Origin of the sequence: Bacillus weihaiensis (assembly GCF_001889165.1) — a bacterium.
In the GTDB taxonomy this organism is placed as follows: domain Bacteria; phylum Bacillota; class Bacilli; order Bacillales; family Bacillaceae; genus Metabacillus; species Metabacillus weihaiensis.
Window position 1 is genome coordinate 1,179,410 of record NZ_CP016020.1, and the last position, 18,646, is coordinate 1,198,055.

Genomic DNA, 18,646 nt, shown 5'->3' on the forward strand with positions numbered 1-18,646 from the left:
TGATGTTAGCTGAAATAAATTTATTACCACAGAAGCAGCAACGCAACTACACTAATTTTCTCGTTATTTTTATTGTAATCTTCATCCTGATAGCTGCTTCAGTTACGCTATATATTATGATTAATCAAAAAAACAGTGAGTTATCTGATCTTGAACAGCAAGTTACACAAGCACAAAAACAAACAGAAGTACTTCAACAACAGGCTGTTACATCAGATTCTACAAATGCAGTCGCTGAACTGGAAAATGCGGTTACTTGGTCTGAGAAATACCCGGTTGATTTTGTTCCGCTTTTACAAGAAACAACAAGAATTCTCCCAGAAAAGGGATTTTTCGCATCTCTCGATTATGTAAATAGTTCTTCATTACATTTAGTCATTCAATTTGAGAGCTCAAGAGAAGCAGCATTTTATCTTAATCGATTAAAAGATCTTGAGGTTATTCAAGATGTGAAGCTAACAACTATAGAAACAATCCAGTTGTCTGAGGAAGAGATTGATGTGGTCCCTCGTTACTTAGCAACCTATCAATTAACTGTAAATCGCGATGTCCTTAAATTGATAGCAGAGGAGGGCACAGAAGAATGATAGACTGGAATAGAAAGCATACGATCATCCTTTTCATTTCCGTTGTTCTTATTGGAATAGGTAGTTATTTATTATTCTTTCTGTCGGTTCAATCGAAGGATACAGATATACAAACACTTCAGAACCAGCTAGACACGGAAAATCAGTTAATAGAGACTTTACAGCAAGATACAACAGGAGTGTCAAGTTCAATGTTATCCTCTGTAGAATTGCAAAAAATTCTGCCGGTAAGTCCATTTGAAGAGCAATTTTTACTTGAATTGGAAAAGGCAGAAACCATGACGAATAGTACAATAAGCTCTATTTCGTTTGCAGAAGGAGAAACAATTGGAGCAGATAACTCAGGTGATGAACTAGTAGAGGCATATGATGAAAAATTAGATCCTGATAGTGCATCTGAAGATACAGAGACTGTAGGGGATGAGGCTGTACCAGAGATCGTTCCGGAAGGTGTTCAGAAATTAACAGTTGAATTAAGTGTACAATCACCTAGTTATTACGAACTCGAGGAGTTTGTGAAAATTTTGGAAACGACTCAAAGAATAACACAAGTAGAGTCTATCCAAGTAACAGGATTACCTGAAATTTTTCAAGTAGTTGAAGATCTGCAAACATCCTATGATTATACCTTGATTGTATCGACGTTTTATTTTCCAAAGCTTGAGGAATTACAAGATCAGCTTCCTCCGTTTACAGCACCAAATCCAAGTGAAAAAGAAAATCCTTTTGTTGATTTAATAAAAGAAGAAGAAAAAAAGGAAGAAAATTGACGAAAACTTTTAAGAACGAGACGACAAAAGTCTTGTTCTTTTTTTTAGCCCTTTTGATAGCATTAAAGCTATGTTACTATGTGCGAATGAGAAAGGGTGGTAGACATATGGACAAACAAAACGTAGATCATGTAAAAATAAAAATAAATGGAAAAGACCGTCCTGTGTCACAATCTAATGCCAATGTTGAAGAACTACCTGTTTCGACCTGGGATGAAAAGCGACAAGCTGAAAATGAGGTAGCATCAGCTAAGCAACCTATAGAAGAAGAGGATGAATTTCCATGGCTACTTCCTGAAGAAGAATCTATATTTAAAGAGGATCCGAAGGTTGTCACACCGACAAAATGGAAAAATAAAAAACATTCCAATCAGACCGTTACTCCTTATATATACCCTAAAAAGAATAAAAAGGCGATTTCATTGGGGTTTCCGCTCAAGAAAATGGTCTCGATTTTGTTTTTAGCGGTGGGAGTAGGAATTGGTTTTGGCTACATTGCGCTACATCTAATGTCGAATGAAGATATGCCTGCTACAGCGACACCACTTACGCAAAACCAAGAACCAAGTGATAACGCAAGTGAGCAAGCTGAAAATAAGGAGGGTGCTACAAAGGAAGAAGCTCCGGCTGCTTCAACCTCTTCAGCTACTCTTGAAGTGTACGCTGTTCAAGGTGGCATATTCTCAACGAACGAAGGAGCGACCACTGTAAGATCCTCAATCCAATCAAAAGGACTGGCTTCCACTACCCTTGAACAAAACGAGAATTTTACCGTGATTGCTGGACTTGGAAAAGAAAAAGCGGAAACCGATTATTTAAATGAGGAGTATAAGCAAGAAGGCTTTACCGAATTCTGGGGAGGGAAACAATTAACGGTAAACATACATACGAGTCATGAGCCAGAAAAATGGTCAGCTATTCTATATGAGCTCTCATCTCATGCAGCTGCATCTATAAAAGGCAAGAACGTTGGGGAAGAAACATTAGCGACAATTGAAAATAGTATCAAACAATTACATGTATCGGAAGAGGAGAAATCGTCAAGAGAAAAGCTCTTACAATCGGTAGAAGAGATTCGTACAAAAGAAGGATGGAAAGCGCAGCAATCCTTGTTAGATGTTGTTCAATCTCTGTACAAATAATTACTCGAAGAGGCTGGGACAGAAGTGCCTGGCACCTTATCGTAACGACTATATGAATGCACTGATTCATCTAGTGCACACATAGATTGTATCGGAGGGTGCCTGGCTCTTTATTTGTTCCAGCCTCTATTTTGGTTTCATAGGAGTACTTTCTGAAGAATTTTTACGACAAAATTAATTTTTCTTAAATTGTTCATCTTTTTATCGTTTGGTAAGATATAGAAGTATCTTCTAATCTGAAACGAAGAAAGGACGGAATAACAACATGACCCAAAACCTCATTTTAGCTTCAGCATCTCCACGCAGAAAAGAACTTCTAGCGCTGCTTCGACTCCCTTTTGAGATCATACCAAGTTCAATTGAAGAAATCATAGATGAAAATCTAGATCCAGCTGACATGGTAAAATCTCTTGCTGAACAAAAGGCTAAAAGTGTTGCGGAACAGCACAAAAATTCGTATGTAATTGGTTCCGATACGTTAGTCGTTTATGAAGGGAAAATGCTAGGAAAGCCCAAAACGGAAGCAGAGGCTATCGATATGCTTCAGCTTCTATCTGCTAAATCACATGATGTATATACGGGAGTATCTATATGCTATCAAGGTCGGATGCGCACATTTTATGAAAAAACAACGGTTACCTTTTATCCTTTGTCTTTAAAAGAGATGGAAGATTATGTGAGAACAGGTGAACCAATGGATAAAGCCGGTGGCTATGGTATTCAAGGATATGGGGCTTTATTAGTAAAAGAACTTCATGGTGACTATTATTCAGTAGTCGGTTTGCCTGTTGCAAGACTGAAAAGAGAGCTGGAAAAAATTGGTTTTCACCAATGATAGCAAGGATTCCGTGCAAATATACCGTTTTTTTGGGATAAAACGGTATGTTGAGAAAAAAGATAGAATGAGTCAATTTACTTGAGCAGATGGGGAAGCGAAGGAGGAGACATGGAAGATTTATCAGCTCTCAAAATTCGTGATTTTCCCGAAGATGAAAGACCACGTGAACGCCTAGTAAAAGAAGGACCGGACAAACTTTCAAATCAAGAATTATTGGCAATTTTACTCCGAACGGGAACAAAAAAAGAATCAGTCCTAGATCTTTCCCAACGTTTATTAAAGCACTTTGAGGGCTTGCGAATGCTTAAGGATGCATCTGTAGAGGAGATTACGACCATCTCTGGAATTGGGGTTGCCAAGGCTGTTCAAATACTTGCTGCCTTAGAGCTGGGGAGAAGAATGAATCGTCTTACTTATGATGACCGCTATGTGATTCGCTCACCTCAGGATGGAGCGAATTATGTAATGGAAGAAATGCGATTTCTCAGTCAGGAGCATTTTGTTTGTTTATATTTAAATACTAAAAACCAAGTCATTCATAAACAAACAGTCTTTATCGGGAGTTTAAATGCCTCGATAGTACATCCTAGGGAGGTTTACAAGGAAGCTCTCAAACGTTCGGCAGCATCTTTAATATGCATTCATAACCATCCTTCTGGAGTGCGCCTGTAAGGTGTCTAATTTTAGCGATTTCTTTGAAATCTAGAACTCCTTACAAGGTTCTATGGTCAGCATCTTACCTTGAGGGGAAACCTATAAAGGGAACAGAGCATGATGTGAAAAGGAGAAGAGACGACTAAGCTATCTATGTTGATTCAGTTCTTCAGACTAATGTGATGTATGGTAAAAGCTATACTGCTTGAATCCTAGACGAATGAGCGATGGGTGCGCCATTGTCTACGATAGCTAACAGGCAATGAGGACAAAATGGGAGATACATCTTTAACTGTATCTGTTGGGTATCGCCAGAGCCCTGTCCATCGTAAGGTTTGTCCTTCAATCCTCAACTAGAGGAAACCGTCGAAAGGGATACCTAACCGTCACGCATCTAAAATTATGACATAATTCAGGGATTACCTAAGTGCAAGTGCCAAATGGCTATTAGATAGAGGTCTATGAAAATTGCATATGGTAACGGAGTCTCCATAGTACCCAATCGTTTGCTTGTAATGAGTTTAGCAGGGGGAAGGGAGACAGGTTGATTGTAACGTCTATGAGAAAGGAGTCATGAATATGGCAAAATATCCATTTCAACAGTTGGACGTTATATGGAAAGCTTCTCAAAGAGGAAACATGATCACAGATTGTTACCGTCTGATGTATAACAAAGAGCTATGGATGAAAGCATATGGAGAATTGTATCCAAATGGAGGAAGCTTACCAAAAGGAGCATCTGATGAAACAATAGATGGTTTTGGTTTACAGATAATAGATGACATAATTGAGCAACTAAAAGCCGGAACCTTCCGTTTTACGCCTGTAGAAAGGGATTATATTCGAAATTCAAGTGGGGAAAAGAGACCTTTAGAAGTTCCTAATGTTAAAGATCAGCTCGTACAGGAAGTTATGAGAATGATTATAGACCATATATATGAACCAGTATTTTCAGCTAATTCTCATGGAACTAGGGAAGGAAGAAGCTGTCACACTGCTCTATCTCAAGTGAAAAATACATGGCAAGGTTTAACATGGTGTATTAAAGGAGATATGAAAGGCTACTCTGACCAAATTGACCATTCTGTCCTCCTTAATTTTATCTCCAAGAAAATTAAGGATCGTCGCTTTTTACTACTCATTCATCATGCACTAACATGTGGTGTAATGGGGAATAGGACATATCACAAAACATACTGTGGCACACTACAGAGAGGGATTATCTCACCTTTACTTGCTAATATCTACCTTCATCAATTCGATATGTATATGGAAAACCTAATGGATAAATTCGGTAAAGGTAGAGTGAGAAGTGAACATTCCGTCAATTGGGAAGATCGCAATGAATTAGCTCTAAGCATCGAACAACTTAAAACGAAGCAGATTGAAGCATCTTTATTTAATCCTGCAGATAAAAATGGTCAAAGAATGAAATATGTCCGTTATGATGATGGTTTTGTTATAGGGATTGCAGGCTCTAAACAAAGTGCATTATATATAAAAGAAAGAATCACAGCTTTTCTTTTAAAGGAACTTCATCTTACTTTAAGGGAAGAAAATACACTCATCACACATATGGACCATCCTATTTCCTTTCTTGGTTACGAGTTTCGAAAACGGAATGAGATAAAGGCGAAAAGGCTCACGGATAAAAACCAAAAGCACGCATTGAAAAAACGAACGCTATCAGGTGCAATTAAGTTGGAAATTCCTACAAAGAAAATGAAAGAATTTGCATTAAAGAATGGATATGGTCACTTAGATGATTTCACCATTGTGCATCGATCAAAGCTTATGAACAATTCGGAATTGGACATTCTCTCTACCTATAATGCTGAACTAAAAGAAATTGCAAATTACTACAAGCTAGCTAATAATTATCATCATCTTGATAGGTTATTTTATTTAGCGGAAAGTAGCTTCATTAAAACCATAGCTAATAAACGTAGAAGCACCTCAAAGAAAGTAGCCACAAGCATGAGAACATCTAAACAAGGGGTATTATGTTTGGTTAGTAGGGATACTAAAGGCAAAGAAAAACTTTATCCATTCATTAAACTAAAAGATTTGCCCAAAACATAGAGGTCCCATACAATACTCAGGTAGGATTAAGTATGAAACAGAGTATATTACTACTAAATGTCAAGCATGCGGTACAGAAGGTCAGATGGAAGGTTATCTCGTTTGTTAAGTTAATAGCCATGCAAGAGGCCCCTAACATACTTGGACAAGGTTTGCCGTAAAACAGATTAACACTTGCCCTATGTTATAAGTGCCATCACGTCCTCGATGAGAAGTGAATTTCCGATTTAGTCAACTGGCGAGCCGTATACGCTGAAAGGTGTACGTACGGTTCTGAGGGGGGAATGGTGAAACCTACTTTGAAAACAAAGGAAGGCGCATGACTCCTACCCTACGATCCATCACCGAGCAGAGAAGATATCGAAGTCACGAAACGTTTAGTTGAATGTGGGAAGATGTTAGGAATAGAACTTTTGGACCATCTTATCATAGGAGAACAAAAATATGTAAGTTTGAAAGAAAAAGGCTACGTGTAATACTTTTTTTTTTACGTAATTACGATATAATAAGGTTTATGAGTTTTTCTGGGTTACTAGTCATTCGACTAGATCTCCTTTAAAATTCATACAGGAAAGATGAAGAAACGTATCTCAATATTCAACTTCATTCATTGAAGGTAGTTATCACTACAGTAATAAAAAAGGTTGATTCTCTCAATTTTCCTACAAAAGGAAAGTTTTTTCTCTTATCCCGGGTCTTATAAAAAACAGGCATCTCTCTTAAAGGAGTAGTACGAGACTGTAAATCGAAAATTCACTTGTTGATTCTTTTTATCTTTACAGATGGATTTGTCGGTTTTTTTAGATCATTAGGAAAAAACTTAAATAAAAAAGTATATTCGTTTCAGAAAGGAAGATACACCCTATGTTCGGTATTGGTACAAGAGACCTTGGAATAGATTTAGGGACAGCTAATACACTTGTTTTTGTAAAAGGAAAAGGAATTGTGGTTCGAGAACCATCAGTTGTTGCTTTACAAACAGATACAAAACAAATTGTTGCTGTTGGTAACGACGCAAAAAATATGATTGGACGTACTCCTGGAAATGTAGTAGCACTTCGTCCAATGAAAGATGGAGTAATAGCAGATTATGAAACAACTGCTACGATGATGAAGTATTATATTAGGCAAGCAACAAAAACAAAAGGTGTTTTTTCAAGAAAGCCATATGTTATGGTGTGTGTACCATCTGGTATTACAGCTGTTGAAGAAAGAGCCGTGATTGATGCAACAAGACAAGCAGGAGCTCGTGATGCTTACACAATTGAAGAGCCTTTTGCTGCCGCGATTGGAGCGAACTTACCTGTATGGGAACCTACTGGTAGTATGGTTGTTGATATTGGGGGCGGAACAACCGAGGTTGCGATTATTTCATTAGGTGGTATTGTAACGAGTCAATCAATACGCGTCGCTGGTGATGAAATGGATGATGCAATTATTACATATATAAGAAAAACCTATAATCTCATGATTGGGGATCGTACATCTGAGGCTATAAAGGTTGAAGTTGGTTCTGCGGGTTCTCCTGATGGAGTCGAAAATATGGAGATTCGCGGAAGAGACCTATTAACGGGTCTTCCTAAAACGATTGAAATTACGGCAGAAGAAATTTCAGATGCATTAAAGGATACGGTCTATACGATCGTCGATGCAGTTAAGAATACACTTGAAAAAACACCGCCTGAGCTAGCAGCGGATATTATGGATAGGGGTATTGTTCTTACAGGTGGCGGTGCACTACTTCGTAATTTAGACAAGATTATTAGCGAAGAAACGAATATGCCTGTCTTAATAGCTGAAGATCCATTAGATTGTGTTGCAATTGGTACTGGAAAAGCATTAGAACATATTCATTTATTTAAGAATAAAGCTAAAGATAGTCGTTAATAAAGGGTTGACTAAACATATAGATGTGGGAAGCATTTCATTTGTTTAGTCTCCTTTTTTCTAAAAATAAAAGTGTATAAAAAGTTGTACGTATGTTTTAGTGTTTTGCGTCGAGGCGCCTTACGCTATTTCTTAATGTGACTATTCATGCAACGAATTTCAATAAGTAATTAGAAATATTGGTTTGCATTTTTATGAGTATATAGTGTTGGTGTTTAGCTTAAAAAAGGACCTACTAAATTTGATAGGGTCCTTCAGCTTTTCTAGTATGGAATCTAAGTTAAGAGGGTGTTCTATATGCCACAATTTTTTCTAAATAAACGCCTTATCTTGTTGTTAGTAAGTATTATCATCTTAGTGGCATTGATTGGCTTTTCGATAAAGGAAGATCGTAAACTTACTTGGCCTGAACAATTTATTCAGGATACTGTTAGTGTGTTTCAATCGATTGTCCACAAGCCTGCAGCCTATGTATCAGGCTTTTTTGAAAATGTCTCAGATCTGAAGAATACTTACGAAGAAAATGAAATGTTAAAAAGTAGACTTGCAGAATATATGCAATTAGAATCCGATCTTCAAGAATATAAAACTGAAAATGAAAAATTACAGGCTGAACTTGGACAAGTGTCAGATCTGAAAAAATATGACCCCATCTATTCTGCTGTTATAGGTAGAGAGCCTGCAAGATGGTATGATTACATTTCAATTGATAAAGGTCAACAAGATGGAGTCGAGCCCAACATGGCTGTTGTGACAGCAGAAGGGTTAATCGGGAAGGTGAAAACCGTTTCTCAATTCAAGTCTACGGTCCAGTTATTAAGCGCTACAGATTTAAAAAATAGAATATCTGCAGAAGTATTACCTCTTCCAGAAGAAGAGGAGACTGAAGAAGATGTGGATAGTAGTTCTAAAGAAGAACCACCAAATGGTAAAGTTACTGGACTAATTGAAGGCTATGATGAAGAGAAAGGCTTTCTATTACTTAAAAAAATTCAATCGGATGTTGAATTAGTTGAAGGACAAAAGGTTCGAACTTCTGGTACCGGTGGTGTATTCCCTGGTGGAATTATTATTGGTGAAATAGTTGAAGCCCAGCCTGATACATATGGGTTAGAGCAAATGGCATATGTAAAACCATCTGCTAATTTCTATGATATTGACCGTGTCTGGATAGCAAAACGTATTGCGGCATATGACAATCCAATTGAAACGCTTGAAGAAGAACAGGAGGAGGAATCGTGAGACGTTTCCTACTTCCTTTTCTCGTCTTTTTTGCTTTTATTTCTGAGAGTACATTTGCTCATTTAGTTCAGTTTCCGTTTGCAACAGAGGATCATTTATTTGTCCCACGTTTCGTTTTAATTGTCGTTATTTTTATCACTGTATACTTAAATCGAACACAAGGAATGTTATTCGGCTTCTTTTTTGGTCTGCTTCATGATATTGTCTATATTGAGGTTGTCGGAATTTATTTATTTCCTTATGCCATGATTGCCTATCTAATAAGTAAAGCAATGAAGGTCATACATGGTCATGTACTCATCGTCCTATTACTTATTGTGTTAGCTATTTCGGTGCTCGAATTTTATGTGTACGGAGTGAATTTGGCTACTGGGGTTACAAGCATGAAGGCTTATGATTTTACTATGTATAGATTGCTGCCAACATTAGCTCTTAACACACTTGTAGCACTGCTGTTTGTCTTTCCTTTTAGAGGATTTCTAACTAAATTAAAACAAGCGGAACTTGAGGATTAATAATTGAGAAATACTAAAGAAGTAAGATAATGGAGCGGAAGACCTACATGCTTCCGCTATATCTTCGGCTCATAACATGAACACAGTGTTTCCTTTTTACTGCTTTGTAAAGGGAAAAACAGACGTATTTCTTCTTGTCTAAAAAAGTTTCATAGATTATTAGGTGAGAAAAAAGGGTTTCTTGCATTTCTGTCGAATAGTACAATCGTTGAGGTGAACGTCATGAAGGTCCAAAAACAACAACTTGTTACGATAAAAGGAACAAAAGATGGCTTAACGTTACATCTCGATGATTCATGTTCTTTTGATCAATTACTCCATGAACTCGAGGAAATGCTATCTTTAAAACAATACATCCAACAAGATGGACCTGTTATCGGGGTCAAAGTTAAAGTTGGAAATCGCTTTGTAAATAAATCACAACGTGAGAAATTAGAACTAGTCATAAAGCAAAAACGAAATCTTGTAGTTGAGTCCATTGAAAGCAACGTCATGACGAAAGAAGAGGCTCTCAGATTAAAAAGAGAGACAGAAGTAGTGTCCGTTGCAAAGATTGTTCGGTCAGGTCAAGTTCTAAAAGTGAAAGGTGACCTGCTCTTAATAGGGGATGTAAATCCAGGTGGAACAGTAATAGCATCTGGGAATATCTTTGTATTGGGAGCGTTAAGAGGGATTGCACATGCAGGAATTGAAGGAAACGCCGATGCTGTTATTGCTGCCTCTTTTATGAGACCTGCTCAACTACGAATAAGTGAATATATCAACCGTGCACCAGATCATCAACCTAATGAAGGGAAAAATGAGATGGAATGTGCGTATATGAATGAACAGGATGAGATGGTTATAGAACGATTACAGCAACTTACTCATTTACGACCTAATTTAACTAGGTTTGAAGGGGGAATCTAACAATGGGTGAAGCAATTGTCATAACTTCTGGTAAAGGTGGAGTTGGAAAAACAACGACATCAGCTAATATAGGGACAGCTTTAGCTATATTGGGCAAGCGTGTTTGCTTAGTAGATACAGACATCGGTCTTCGTAATCTTGATGTTGTTATGGGTTTGGAGAATAGAATCATTTATGATTTAGTAGATGTAATCAATGGGCGTTGTAAAATTCACCAGGCGCTAGTAAAAGATAAACGTTTTGAGGACCTCCTTTACTTATTGCCTGCTGCCCAAACGAGTGATAAAACATCGGTTAAGCCCGAGGAAATGAAGAAATTAATTCATGAGCTTAAGCAAGACTATGATTATATTATTATTGATTGCCCAGCAGGAATAGAGCAAGGGTATAAAAATGCGGTCATTGGGGCTGATAAAGCTATTGTAGTCACAACCCCTGAAATTTCTGCTGTGCGTGATGCTGATCGAATTATTGGACTCCTTGAGCAAGAGGACATTGAGCCTCCAAAACTTGTTATTAATCGTATTCGTAATCATCTAGTGAAAAATGGTGATATGCTAGACGTAGATGAGATTGTAACACATTTATCAATTGATTTAATTGGTATTGTAGCAGATGACGACGATGTCATTAAAGCATCTAATAATGGAGAACCGATTGCGATGGATCCAAATAATCGAGCTGCTATTGCCTACCGTAATATTGCTAGACGTATATTAGGAGAATCGGTGCCACTTCAATCACTTGAGGAACCTAACAAAGGAATGCTTGTGAAGCTAAAGAAGTTTTTTGGCGTGAGAGTCTAAACATACATAGAAAAGGCTATTGGAAATTCTATAATTAATTAGAATGTTCTAGTAGCCTTTTTTTATTGATTCGAAAAAAAATAAATAATGTACCCTATACGATCTTACTAAACTGGCAAACAAAGATTATGAAAATGGCTAAAAAAATAGGTTATTTCCTCCCCTCAAGAAAAAAAGAATCCGTGAGCTGAAAATAGATTGAAAGTGCTCATATCTGAAGGGGACAAGGCATACACTTGTATAAACTTGCTAAAAGGATGGATGGGGATGAGTCATCGAGCGGATGAAGTAAGAAAACGAATTGCAAAAAGAAAACGAGAACGTGGGGTTATGTCTCCGAAACACACGGATACAAGACAAACATCATTATTCATGTCAGATGAAGAAAGGCATGGGGGTCTTTATACACCACCAAGCTATGAAGTGGGTCCAGGTAATAATCAGACGGGTCACCCGTTATTTCGAACGGAAGTATTTATGTTTAAAGTTTTATGTTCTGCTGTTTTAGTGTTGGTTACGGCCATTGTCTTTAAAAATGGTTCTCCAATGTTCGACCAAGCAAAATCAGCTATCACTTATTCTCTAGAAGAAGAATTTCAATTTGCTGCGGTTTCAACCTGGTATCGAGATCAGTTTGGTGAACCTCTGGCATTATTTAATATTAATGATAATGGAGAGAAACAGACGGAGGAAGAACCAACAAAGATGGCGCAACTTGCTGTACCTGCATCTGGAAAAGTATTAGAATCCTTCCAAGATAATGGACAAGGAATTATGGTTGAGACGAACAAACCATCAGTTGAAGCAATAAGTGAAGGGACAATCGTTGAGGCAAGTGAAAAACCTGACACAGGACTTACAATTGTCTTGATGCATGCAGATGGGACGAAATCATGGTATGGAAACTTAAATAAGATCAATGTCGCTTTATATGATTTCGTTGAGAAAGGAACCGAGCTTGGGAAGACGAAGCTCTCTGATGAAAATAAAGGAACGTATTACTTCGCTATTAAAAAGGGTGATGTCTTCATCGACCCAATTCAGGTGATACAATTTGAGTAATTATGTAAATCTACTAGCGAAAATTCATATTCACCCATTATTATGGGCAATGATAGGGATTAGTGTTATTACTGCAAGTTTCAAATTACTGATGATGTTAATGGTAATTGTCTTTATCCATGAAATGGGCCACGCATTTAGTGCTCATTTTTTTTCTTGGCGGATAAAATCTATAATGCTGCTCCCCTTTGGTGGTGTTGCAGAAGTAGAAGAGCATGGTAACCGGTCACTAAAGGAAGAGCTTATCGTAGTGCTAGCTGGGCCTCTTCAACATCTATGGTTACAAGGAGTAGCCTTTCTTTTGTATTCAGGAATGATTATTCAAAGTGCGGATTACGAAATGTTCACGTTTTATAACCTCTCGATTTTTTTCTTTAATTTGCTACCAGTATGGCCTTTAGATGGAGGGAAATTGTTGTTTATCTTTTTTTCTCAATTTTTCTCTTATCGAAAGGCACATGCTTACATGATGGTTACATCAGTGATTAGCTTGATGATCTACATCATTGGTATTTTATTGACCTCACCGCATTATTTAAATATGTGGATGATTACTATTTTCCTTCTTTATAGTTTGTATCATGAGCATAAGAATCGAATGTATGGGCATTTAAGATTCTTAATGGAAAGGTACTATGGAAAACAACAATCCATTAAGAAATTAAAGCCAATAGTAGTGGAAGAGTCGGAAAGTATTCACGAAGTACTTCTTCAGTTTCATAGAGGGTGTAAACACTCAATTGTTGTTGAAAGAGAAGGATTGAAACTATCTGAATTAGATGAAAATGAATTATTGCACGCATACTTTTCAACCAAGCTGGTTGACTCACGAGTTGGAGATCTTGTTTATCCCTACTAATCCTTCATGATGAAAGAATATGGTATAGTATGGGTAAAACGTGTGTAAGGAAAGTGAGTTAAAGGCGTGAGAAAACTATTTATTAACGAAAAGACGGATGAAGTACGAATTGCGGTTATGGAAAATAACAAATTAGTGGGACTTTATCAGTCTAAAGGTTCAGATGATGAAATAATTGGTAACATATATGCAGCAAGAGTAAAAAAAGTACTCCCAGGTATGCAAGCAGCCTTTGTGGATGTTGGGATGGAGCACAATGGCTATCTCCATCGTAATGATGTAGTTACCTATCAATTAAGTGAGGAAGCTGAGCAGAAGCCTTCAATATCTCATTATGTCCAAGAGGGACAGCAGTTGCTTGTACAGATTGTAAAAGAGGGAACTGCTCAAAAAGGACCTAAGCTTACGACAAATATTGAGTATCCTGGTGAAACGCTTGTGTATATGCCTTATGGTAATTATGTCGCTATTTCAAAGAAAATTGAGGATTCAAATGAAAGAAAGAGACTATCGGAGCTTGCTAATGAATTAAAAGAGGGATCTGAAGGTATCTTATTTCGAACAGCTAGTGTGTATAAAACAAATGATGAGCTCATAAGTGAGTATAACCGATTGAAAAACAAGTTTTTAGCGTTACCTGAAAAAAAGACAAAAAAACCGTATTGTGTTCAACAGGCTAGATCATTTGTTGAAAAAATCATGATGGAGTTAGCAGTTAAAGAAGGAGATACCTTACTAACTGATCAAATTGACCGATTTAAGTACCTGAAAAATGAATTCCCTCACTGTACGATTCAATATCATGAAAAAAAAGAGCCTATTTTTTCTACATATAAAATTGAACAAGAAATTGACAAGCTAACTAAGCAAATTGTATGGCTTCAAAACGGAGCTTATATCATTATAGAGCAAACAGAAGCAATGACGATAATCGACATCAATACGGGAAAATTTTCCGGGAAATTATCGATGCGTGACACCGTCCTCAAAACAAATCAGTTAGCTGCAGTAGAAATTGCTAAACAAATACGGTTAAGAAACTTAAGTGGTATCATCTTAATCGATTTTATTGATATGAAGCATAAGGCAGATCAACAAGCTGTTTTACACACAATAACTACTGAAATGAAAAAAGATCATGTGCAACACAAAGTAATAGGTTTTACCGAGTTAAATATATTACAGCTAACAAGAAAAAAAGTTCGTCAAACTCATCTTCACCATATGACAACTCCTTGTAAGATCTGTAATGGAACAGGAAGAATAATTAGTCCAGAATCGGTAGCTTTTAAACTTGAAAGAGAGCTTTGGAGCTATCAATATATGGAAGATGAAGCGATTTGGATTGAAGCAACAAAGGATGTTAGTGAATTAGTGCAGGGTGAAAGACTAGAACATCAAGCTCACTTAGAAGAGACATTAAAATGTACATTATATTTTACGGAAGTTTCACATCCCGTTCCTACGTATCATATAAAATATGTAGGATCTAACGATACAATTATGAAACGTATAAACTCCTAAAGAAACTCTGAATAAAAAAATGTTGCAAAAGACTGGTTAATTTGATATTATTTTTAATGTTATGACTGTAGCGCACCCGTGCTACAACCGCTCGGAGTAAGGTTATTAAGTGATGTTCTTACATACACCTAGTTCTGGCGAGTCTGAGTTTATAGGAGGTGCATTTGAATGTACGCAATTATTGAAACTGGTGGAAAGCAAATCAAAGTAGAAGAAGGTCAAGCAATCTACATTGAAAAGCTTGGTACTGAACAAGGTGAAACGGTTACGTTTGACAAAGTTTTATTCGTAGGTGGAGACGACGTGAAAGTTGGTAGCCCAACTGTTTCTGGCGCGACTGTTACTGCTAAGGTTGAAAAGCATGGTCGTCAAAAGAAAATCACTGTTTTCAAATTTAAAGCTAAGAAAAACTACCGTAAAAAACAAGGTCACCGTCAGCCATACACTAAAGTTGTTATTGAAAAAATCAACGCGTAAGGCGATTTGAAATGATAAATGCTAAGGTTTATCGTTCAAAAGAGGGACTTATTCGTTCGTTTATCTTGTCTGGACATGCCGAGTTCGCTGAACATGGCAAGGACCTAGTTTGTGCCGGAGCATCAGCTGTTACCTTTGGTGCTGTTAATGCAGTGCTAAGCTTAACTGAAATTGAACCATTAATCGAACAAGGTGGAGAAGGTGGATATTTACGAGTTAAATTACCATCTGACCTTGATAAATCGATAAGTGATAAAGTTCAACTATTGTTAGAAGGAATGCTTGTATCACTCCAAACAATCGAGAGAGATTATGAACAATATATTTCGGTATCCATTCTTAATGAAGCAGGAGGTGAAACTTCATGTTAAGATTAGATCTTCAGTTCTTCGCATCTAAGAAAGGAGTAGGTTCGACTAAAAACGGTCGTGACTCTATCTCTAAACGTCTTGGTGCTAAGCGTGCAGATGGTCAATTTGTAAGCGGTGGTTCAATTCTTTACCGTCAACGCGGTACAAAAATCTACCCAGGTGAGAACGTTGGCCGTGGTGGAGATGATACACTATTCGCTAAAGTTGACGGTGTTGTTAAGTTCGAACGTTTCGGACGTGACCGTAAAAAAGTGAGTGTATACCCAGTTGCACAAGAAGCATAAGCTAAAAAAACTCTAGCCTATCTTAGGTTAGAGTTTTTTTAAACTGATGACTTTGTTAATGGTTTATGTTTATTTTTTGTACTGATTGAGTGAATGGCATGAGACTCTGCAAGCGGATACGTTAGAAAAGCTCCAGGACCGCACGCGGCAAGGAAATGCCTGTAACGGAAATGAACAACTACTTTTAACAGAGCTAAACTGATAAGGAAGGTTACCCTTTTGTCTCTTATCTTTTTGTTTGAGTCTAGCTAGTGGCTAAAGAGAGAAGTTCACATTTCCTAAGTCATAAGTCATTTTTGCTAGGAAGTGAAACAGAGGCTGGGACAAAACAAAGAGGGTGCCTTGTGCTTATCATATAAAAAACGAGCAGCGTTTTGTTTGTCCTTACTATAGAGAGGGCTCATAGAACATAAATCAGATCAAACTTAATGATACTTCTTATGCTTGTTAAAATGGCCCCTATATTTTAACTACTCATCTAAAAAATCTTTCCATAGTATTTAATGAAATTCCCTTATGTTCGTATACAATGTTTGATATAATTTTTAATGCAGTCTAAATGAGTATAACTCCTTAATCCACTATTTTTAAAACAGTAGGAGAATTAATATGAATAACGATAACAAGCAGAACGACTTGAAAATTGTCAATATATTAAGTCATTCACGACACGACTGGATGAATAAATTACAGCTTATTAAGGGAAATTTATCATTAGAAAAATATGATCGAATTAAAGATATTATTGAAGAGATTGTGATTGAAGCGCAACAAGAGTCAAAACTATGTAATCTTAAAATGCCATGCTTTGCTAGTTTTTTATTAACGTATAATTGGAACAATCATCCGATTTATGTTGAATACGAGGTATTGGGTGACGTAACTGTATTAGAGCATTTTGATGAGAGAGTCACGCAATGGTGCAGTGGTTTTTTGGGTATACTAAACCAAACAGTAGATAGCACATATGAAAATCATTTGTGCATCACAATTGATACTGACACCACAGGTCACGAAACCGTGAAGTTTAAGGTAGATTTCGAAGGGAAAATAAATCATATTCATCATGTTGAAGAATGGCTTCATTCTTCAGAAGGAACTAAGCTACTACCAGATGATTTTCATATTGATACATTTGAATTGAACACAACTATTTCTTTGTAAGGTTACGTGTAACGTCTTATCCTAACAAGTAAATCTAAAAAAGAAGTATGGTTTTAGTTAGAATTCGTAAGTATAACAGATGATGTAGGAATGAGAACGGAGGAAGACAATGTTTGTCGATCAGGTCAAGATCTATGTAAAGGGAGGCGACGGAGGTAACGGTATGGTTGCTTTTCGTCGTGAAAAATATGTACCAAAAGGTGGTCCGGCTGGTGGTGATGGCGGTAACGGAGCAGATGTTGTATTTGAAGTAGAAGAAGGCTTAAGAACGTTAATGGATTTCCGTTATAAGCGTCATTTTAAAGCACCTCGTGGTGAACATGGGATGTCAAAGAATCAGCATGGGAAAAACTCTTCTCCTATGATTGTTAAAGTTCCTCCTGGTACGATCGTAACAGATGAGGCAACTGGACATATTATTGCCGATTTAACAGAACATGGTCAGCAGGCTGTAATTGCTAAAGGTGGCCGTGGTGGCCGTGGGAACTCTCGATTTGCAACACCAGCTAACCCAGCACCGGAGCTATCAGAGAATGGTGAACCAGGAATAGAACGTAACGTTATTTTAGAATTAAAAGTGTTAGCTGATGTTGGACTAGTGGGCTTCCCTAGTGTTGGAAAATCTACTTTATTATCTGTTGTTTCATCAGCAAAACCTAAAATAGCGGAATATCATTTTACAACTCTTGTACCAAATTTAGGTATGGTTGAAACAGAAGATGGCAGAAGTTTTGTTTTAGCGGATCTCCCAGGTTTAATTGAGGGAGCTCACCAAGGTGTTGGGCTTGGTCATCAATTTCTGAGACATATTGAAAGAACACGTGTAATTGTGCATGTTATTGATATGTCTGGTCTTGAAGGTAGAGATCCTTATGAAGATTATTTAACCATTAACGCAGAATTGAAAGAATATAACTTGCGATTAACGGAAAGACCACAAATAATCGTTGCAAATAAAATGGACATGCCTGATTCTGAGGAGAATTTAAACAACTTTAAAGGAAAGCTTGAAGATGATGTGAAAATATTCCCAATCTCAGCATTTACTCGACAGGGTGTTAGCGAGCTTTTATATGCAGTAGCTGACACATTAGAAACAACACCTGAATTCCCGCTACATGAAGAAGAAACAACGGAAAATAGTGTATTATATGAATTTAAGAAAGAAGAGCCTAACTTTGCGATTACTCGTGACAGTGAAGGTGCTTATGTGTTAACTGGTGAAAAGATTGAGAAGTTATTTAAAATGACTGACTTCTCACGCGATGAATCAGTACGACGTTTTGCACGACAATTACGAGGGCTTGGTGTAGATGAAGCACTTCGTGAAAGAGGAGCAAAAGATGGAGATATCGTAAAGCTTCTTGACTATGAATTTGAGTTCATTGAATAGTCGTTATTCTCTAACGAGAGGATTAACTAGGAAAAGAAGGGCTATTTTAGCTCTTCTTTTTTAAGTTGTATTTTTCAACC

The 18,646-nt window shown here is 37.1% G+C and carries 18 protein-coding genes, 2 pseudogenes and 1 other annotated feature; all 20 genes and pseudogenes read left to right on the top strand.

What is annotated here, in order from left to right; all coding sequences use genetic code 11:
* Window positions 1-2: 2 nt before the first annotated feature.
* The 20 genes and pseudogenes from A9C19_RS05550 (at window position 3) to obgE (ending at window position 18,566) form a co-directional block, all read left to right on the top strand.
* On the top strand, window positions 3-587 hold the full coding sequence (locus A9C19_RS05550) for a hypothetical protein (protein WP_145925779.1): 585 nt from the start codon (window positions 3-5) through the stop codon (window positions 585-587).
* The gene (locus A9C19_RS05555; RefSeq protein ID WP_072579019.1) at window positions 584-1,357 is read left to right on the top strand and encodes a hypothetical protein; all 774 of its coding nucleotides are present in this window, start codon (window positions 584-586) and stop codon (window positions 1,355-1,357) included. Before A9C19_RS05550 ends, A9C19_RS05555 begins: the two co-directional genes overlap by 4 nt.
* Before the next feature lie 107 nt (window positions 1,358-1,464).
* Entirely contained in the window at window positions 1,465-2,499 is a 1,035-nt protein-coding gene (locus A9C19_RS05560) for an SPOR domain-containing protein (RefSeq protein ID WP_072579020.1), read from the top strand.
* 265 nt (window positions 2,500-2,764) lie between these two features.
* A complete protein-coding gene (locus A9C19_RS05565; RefSeq protein WP_072579021.1) occupies window positions 2,765-3,334 on the top strand; it encodes a Maf family protein in 570 nt (189 codons plus the stop codon).
* Between the two features lie 111 nt (window positions 3,335-3,445).
* Window positions 3,446-3,997 (top strand): annotated as a pseudogene (radC, locus tag A9C19_RS05570) (RadC family protein); the annotation flags it as partial.
* A 573-nt stretch (window positions 3,998-4,570) separates the two neighbouring features.
* A complete protein-coding gene (locus A9C19_RS05575) occupies window positions 4,571-6,073 on the top strand; it encodes a reverse transcriptase/maturase family protein (RefSeq protein WP_072579022.1) in 1,503 nt (500 codons plus the stop codon).
* Between the two features lie 335 nt (window positions 6,074-6,408).
* Window positions 6,409-6,549, top strand: a pseudogene (locus A9C19_RS05580) (JAB domain-containing protein); the annotation flags it as partial.
* Window positions 6,550-6,937: 388 nt separating this feature from the next.
* Entirely contained in the window at window positions 6,938-7,960 is a 1,023-nt protein-coding gene (locus tag A9C19_RS05585) for a rod shape-determining protein (RefSeq protein WP_072579023.1), read from the top strand.
* 297 nt (window positions 7,961-8,257) lie between these two features.
* Window positions 8,258-9,202, top strand: a complete 945-nt coding sequence (gene mreC, locus A9C19_RS05590) for a rod shape-determining protein MreC (RefSeq protein WP_072579024.1) — start codon at window positions 8,258-8,260, stop codon at window positions 9,200-9,202.
* Window positions 9,199-9,717 (top strand): rod shape-determining protein MreD, encoded by a 519-nt coding sequence (gene mreD, locus A9C19_RS05595; protein ID WP_072579025.1) that lies wholly within the window; start codon window positions 9,199-9,201, stop codon window positions 9,715-9,717. Before mreC ends, mreD begins: the two co-directional genes overlap by 4 nt.
* 222 nt (window positions 9,718-9,939) lie before the next feature.
* Window positions 9,940-10,626 (top strand): septum site-determining protein MinC, encoded by a 687-nt coding sequence (minC, locus tag A9C19_RS05600; protein ID WP_072579026.1) that lies wholly within the window; start codon window positions 9,940-9,942, stop codon window positions 10,624-10,626.
* 2 nt (window positions 10,627-10,628) lie between these two features.
* Window positions 10,629-11,432, top strand: a complete 804-nt coding sequence (minD, locus tag A9C19_RS05605) for a septum site-determining protein MinD (protein ID WP_072579027.1) — start codon at window positions 10,629-10,631, stop codon at window positions 11,430-11,432.
* A gap of 267 nt (window positions 11,433-11,699) precedes the next feature.
* Complete coding sequence (locus tag A9C19_RS05610; RefSeq protein WP_072579028.1) at window positions 11,700-12,494, top strand: M23 family metallopeptidase; 795 nt, start codon at window positions 11,700-11,702, stop codon at window positions 12,492-12,494.
* Entirely contained in the window at window positions 12,487-13,353 is an 867-nt protein-coding gene (locus tag A9C19_RS05615; protein ID WP_072579029.1) for a M50 family metallopeptidase, read from the top strand. The genes A9C19_RS05610 and A9C19_RS05615 overlap by 8 nt, the downstream gene beginning before the upstream one ends.
* A 66-nt stretch (window positions 13,354-13,419) precedes the next feature.
* On the top strand, window positions 13,420-14,877 hold the full coding sequence (locus tag A9C19_RS05620) for an Rne/Rng family ribonuclease (protein ID WP_072579030.1): 1,458 nt from the start codon (window positions 13,420-13,422) through the stop codon (window positions 14,875-14,877).
* A gap of 75 nt (window positions 14,878-14,952) precedes the next feature.
* Window positions 14,953-15,032 (top strand) — a sequence feature (ribosomal protein L21 leader region).
* A 13-nt stretch (window positions 15,033-15,045) separates the two neighbouring features.
* Window positions 15,046-15,354 carry a 50S ribosomal protein L21 gene (gene rplU / locus A9C19_RS05625; RefSeq protein ID WP_072579031.1) on the top strand — a complete coding sequence of 103 codons (309 nt, stop codon included), beginning with the start codon at window positions 15,046-15,048 and terminating at the stop codon, window positions 15,352-15,354.
* Between the two features lie 11 nt (window positions 15,355-15,365).
* The gene (locus tag A9C19_RS05630) at window positions 15,366-15,725 is read left to right on the top strand and encodes a ribosomal-processing cysteine protease Prp (RefSeq protein WP_072579032.1); all 360 of its coding nucleotides are present in this window, start codon (window positions 15,366-15,368) and stop codon (window positions 15,723-15,725) included.
* A complete protein-coding gene (gene rpmA, locus A9C19_RS05635) occupies window positions 15,719-16,009 on the top strand; it encodes a 50S ribosomal protein L27 (protein ID WP_026558613.1) in 291 nt (96 codons plus the stop codon). The genes A9C19_RS05630 and rpmA overlap by 7 nt, the downstream gene beginning before the upstream one ends.
* A 609-nt stretch (window positions 16,010-16,618) precedes the next feature.
* On the top strand, window positions 16,619-17,173 hold the full coding sequence (locus A9C19_RS05640; protein ID WP_072579033.1) for a Spo0B C-terminal domain-containing protein: 555 nt from the start codon (window positions 16,619-16,621) through the stop codon (window positions 17,171-17,173).
* Window positions 17,174-17,282: 109 nt separating this feature from the next.
* A complete protein-coding gene (gene obgE, locus A9C19_RS05645) occupies window positions 17,283-18,566 on the top strand; it encodes a GTPase ObgE (RefSeq protein WP_072579034.1) in 1,284 nt (427 codons plus the stop codon).
* Window positions 18,567-18,646 lie beyond the last annotated feature (80 nt).

What these genes read in the sequence shown, in the direction of transcription:
- A9C19_RS05550 (WP_145925779.1), top strand. Translation starts at nt 3, where the DNA reads ATGTTAGCTGAAATAAATTTATTACCACAGAAGCAGCAACGCAACTAC.
- A9C19_RS05555 (WP_072579019.1), top strand. Translation starts at nt 584, where the DNA reads ATGATAGACTGGAATAGAAAGCATACGATCATCCTTTTCATTTCCGTT.
- A9C19_RS05560 (WP_072579020.1), top strand. Translation starts at nt 1,465, where the DNA reads ATGGACAAACAAAACGTAGATCATGTAAAAATAAAAATAAATGGAAAA.
- A9C19_RS05565 (WP_072579021.1), top strand. Translation starts at nt 2,765, where the DNA reads ATGACCCAAAACCTCATTTTAGCTTCAGCATCTCCACGCAGAAAAGAA.
- A9C19_RS05575 (WP_072579022.1), top strand. Translation starts at nt 4,571, where the DNA reads ATGGCAAAATATCCATTTCAACAGTTGGACGTTATATGGAAAGCTTCT.
- A9C19_RS05585 (WP_072579023.1), top strand. Translation starts at nt 6,938, where the DNA reads ATGTTCGGTATTGGTACAAGAGACCTTGGAATAGATTTAGGGACAGCT.
- mreC (WP_072579024.1), top strand. Translation starts at nt 8,258, where the DNA reads ATGCCACAATTTTTTCTAAATAAACGCCTTATCTTGTTGTTAGTAAGT.
- minC (WP_072579026.1), top strand. Translation starts at nt 9,940, where the DNA reads ATGAAGGTCCAAAAACAACAACTTGTTACGATAAAAGGAACAAAAGAT.
- minD (WP_072579027.1), top strand. Translation starts at nt 10,629, where the DNA reads ATGGGTGAAGCAATTGTCATAACTTCTGGTAAAGGTGGAGTTGGAAAA.
- A9C19_RS05610 (WP_072579028.1), top strand. Translation starts at nt 11,700, where the DNA reads ATGAGTCATCGAGCGGATGAAGTAAGAAAACGAATTGCAAAAAGAAAA.
- rplU (WP_072579031.1), top strand. Translation starts at nt 15,046, where the DNA reads ATGTACGCAATTATTGAAACTGGTGGAAAGCAAATCAAAGTAGAAGAA.
- A9C19_RS05630 (WP_072579032.1), top strand. Translation starts at nt 15,366, where the DNA reads ATGATAAATGCTAAGGTTTATCGTTCAAAAGAGGGACTTATTCGTTCG.
- rpmA (WP_026558613.1), top strand. Translation starts at nt 15,719, where the DNA reads ATGTTAAGATTAGATCTTCAGTTCTTCGCATCTAAGAAAGGAGTAGGT.
- A9C19_RS05640 (WP_072579033.1), top strand. Translation starts at nt 16,619, where the DNA reads ATGAATAACGATAACAAGCAGAACGACTTGAAAATTGTCAATATATTA.
- obgE (WP_072579034.1), top strand. Translation starts at nt 17,283, where the DNA reads ATGTTTGTCGATCAGGTCAAGATCTATGTAAAGGGAGGCGACGGAGGT.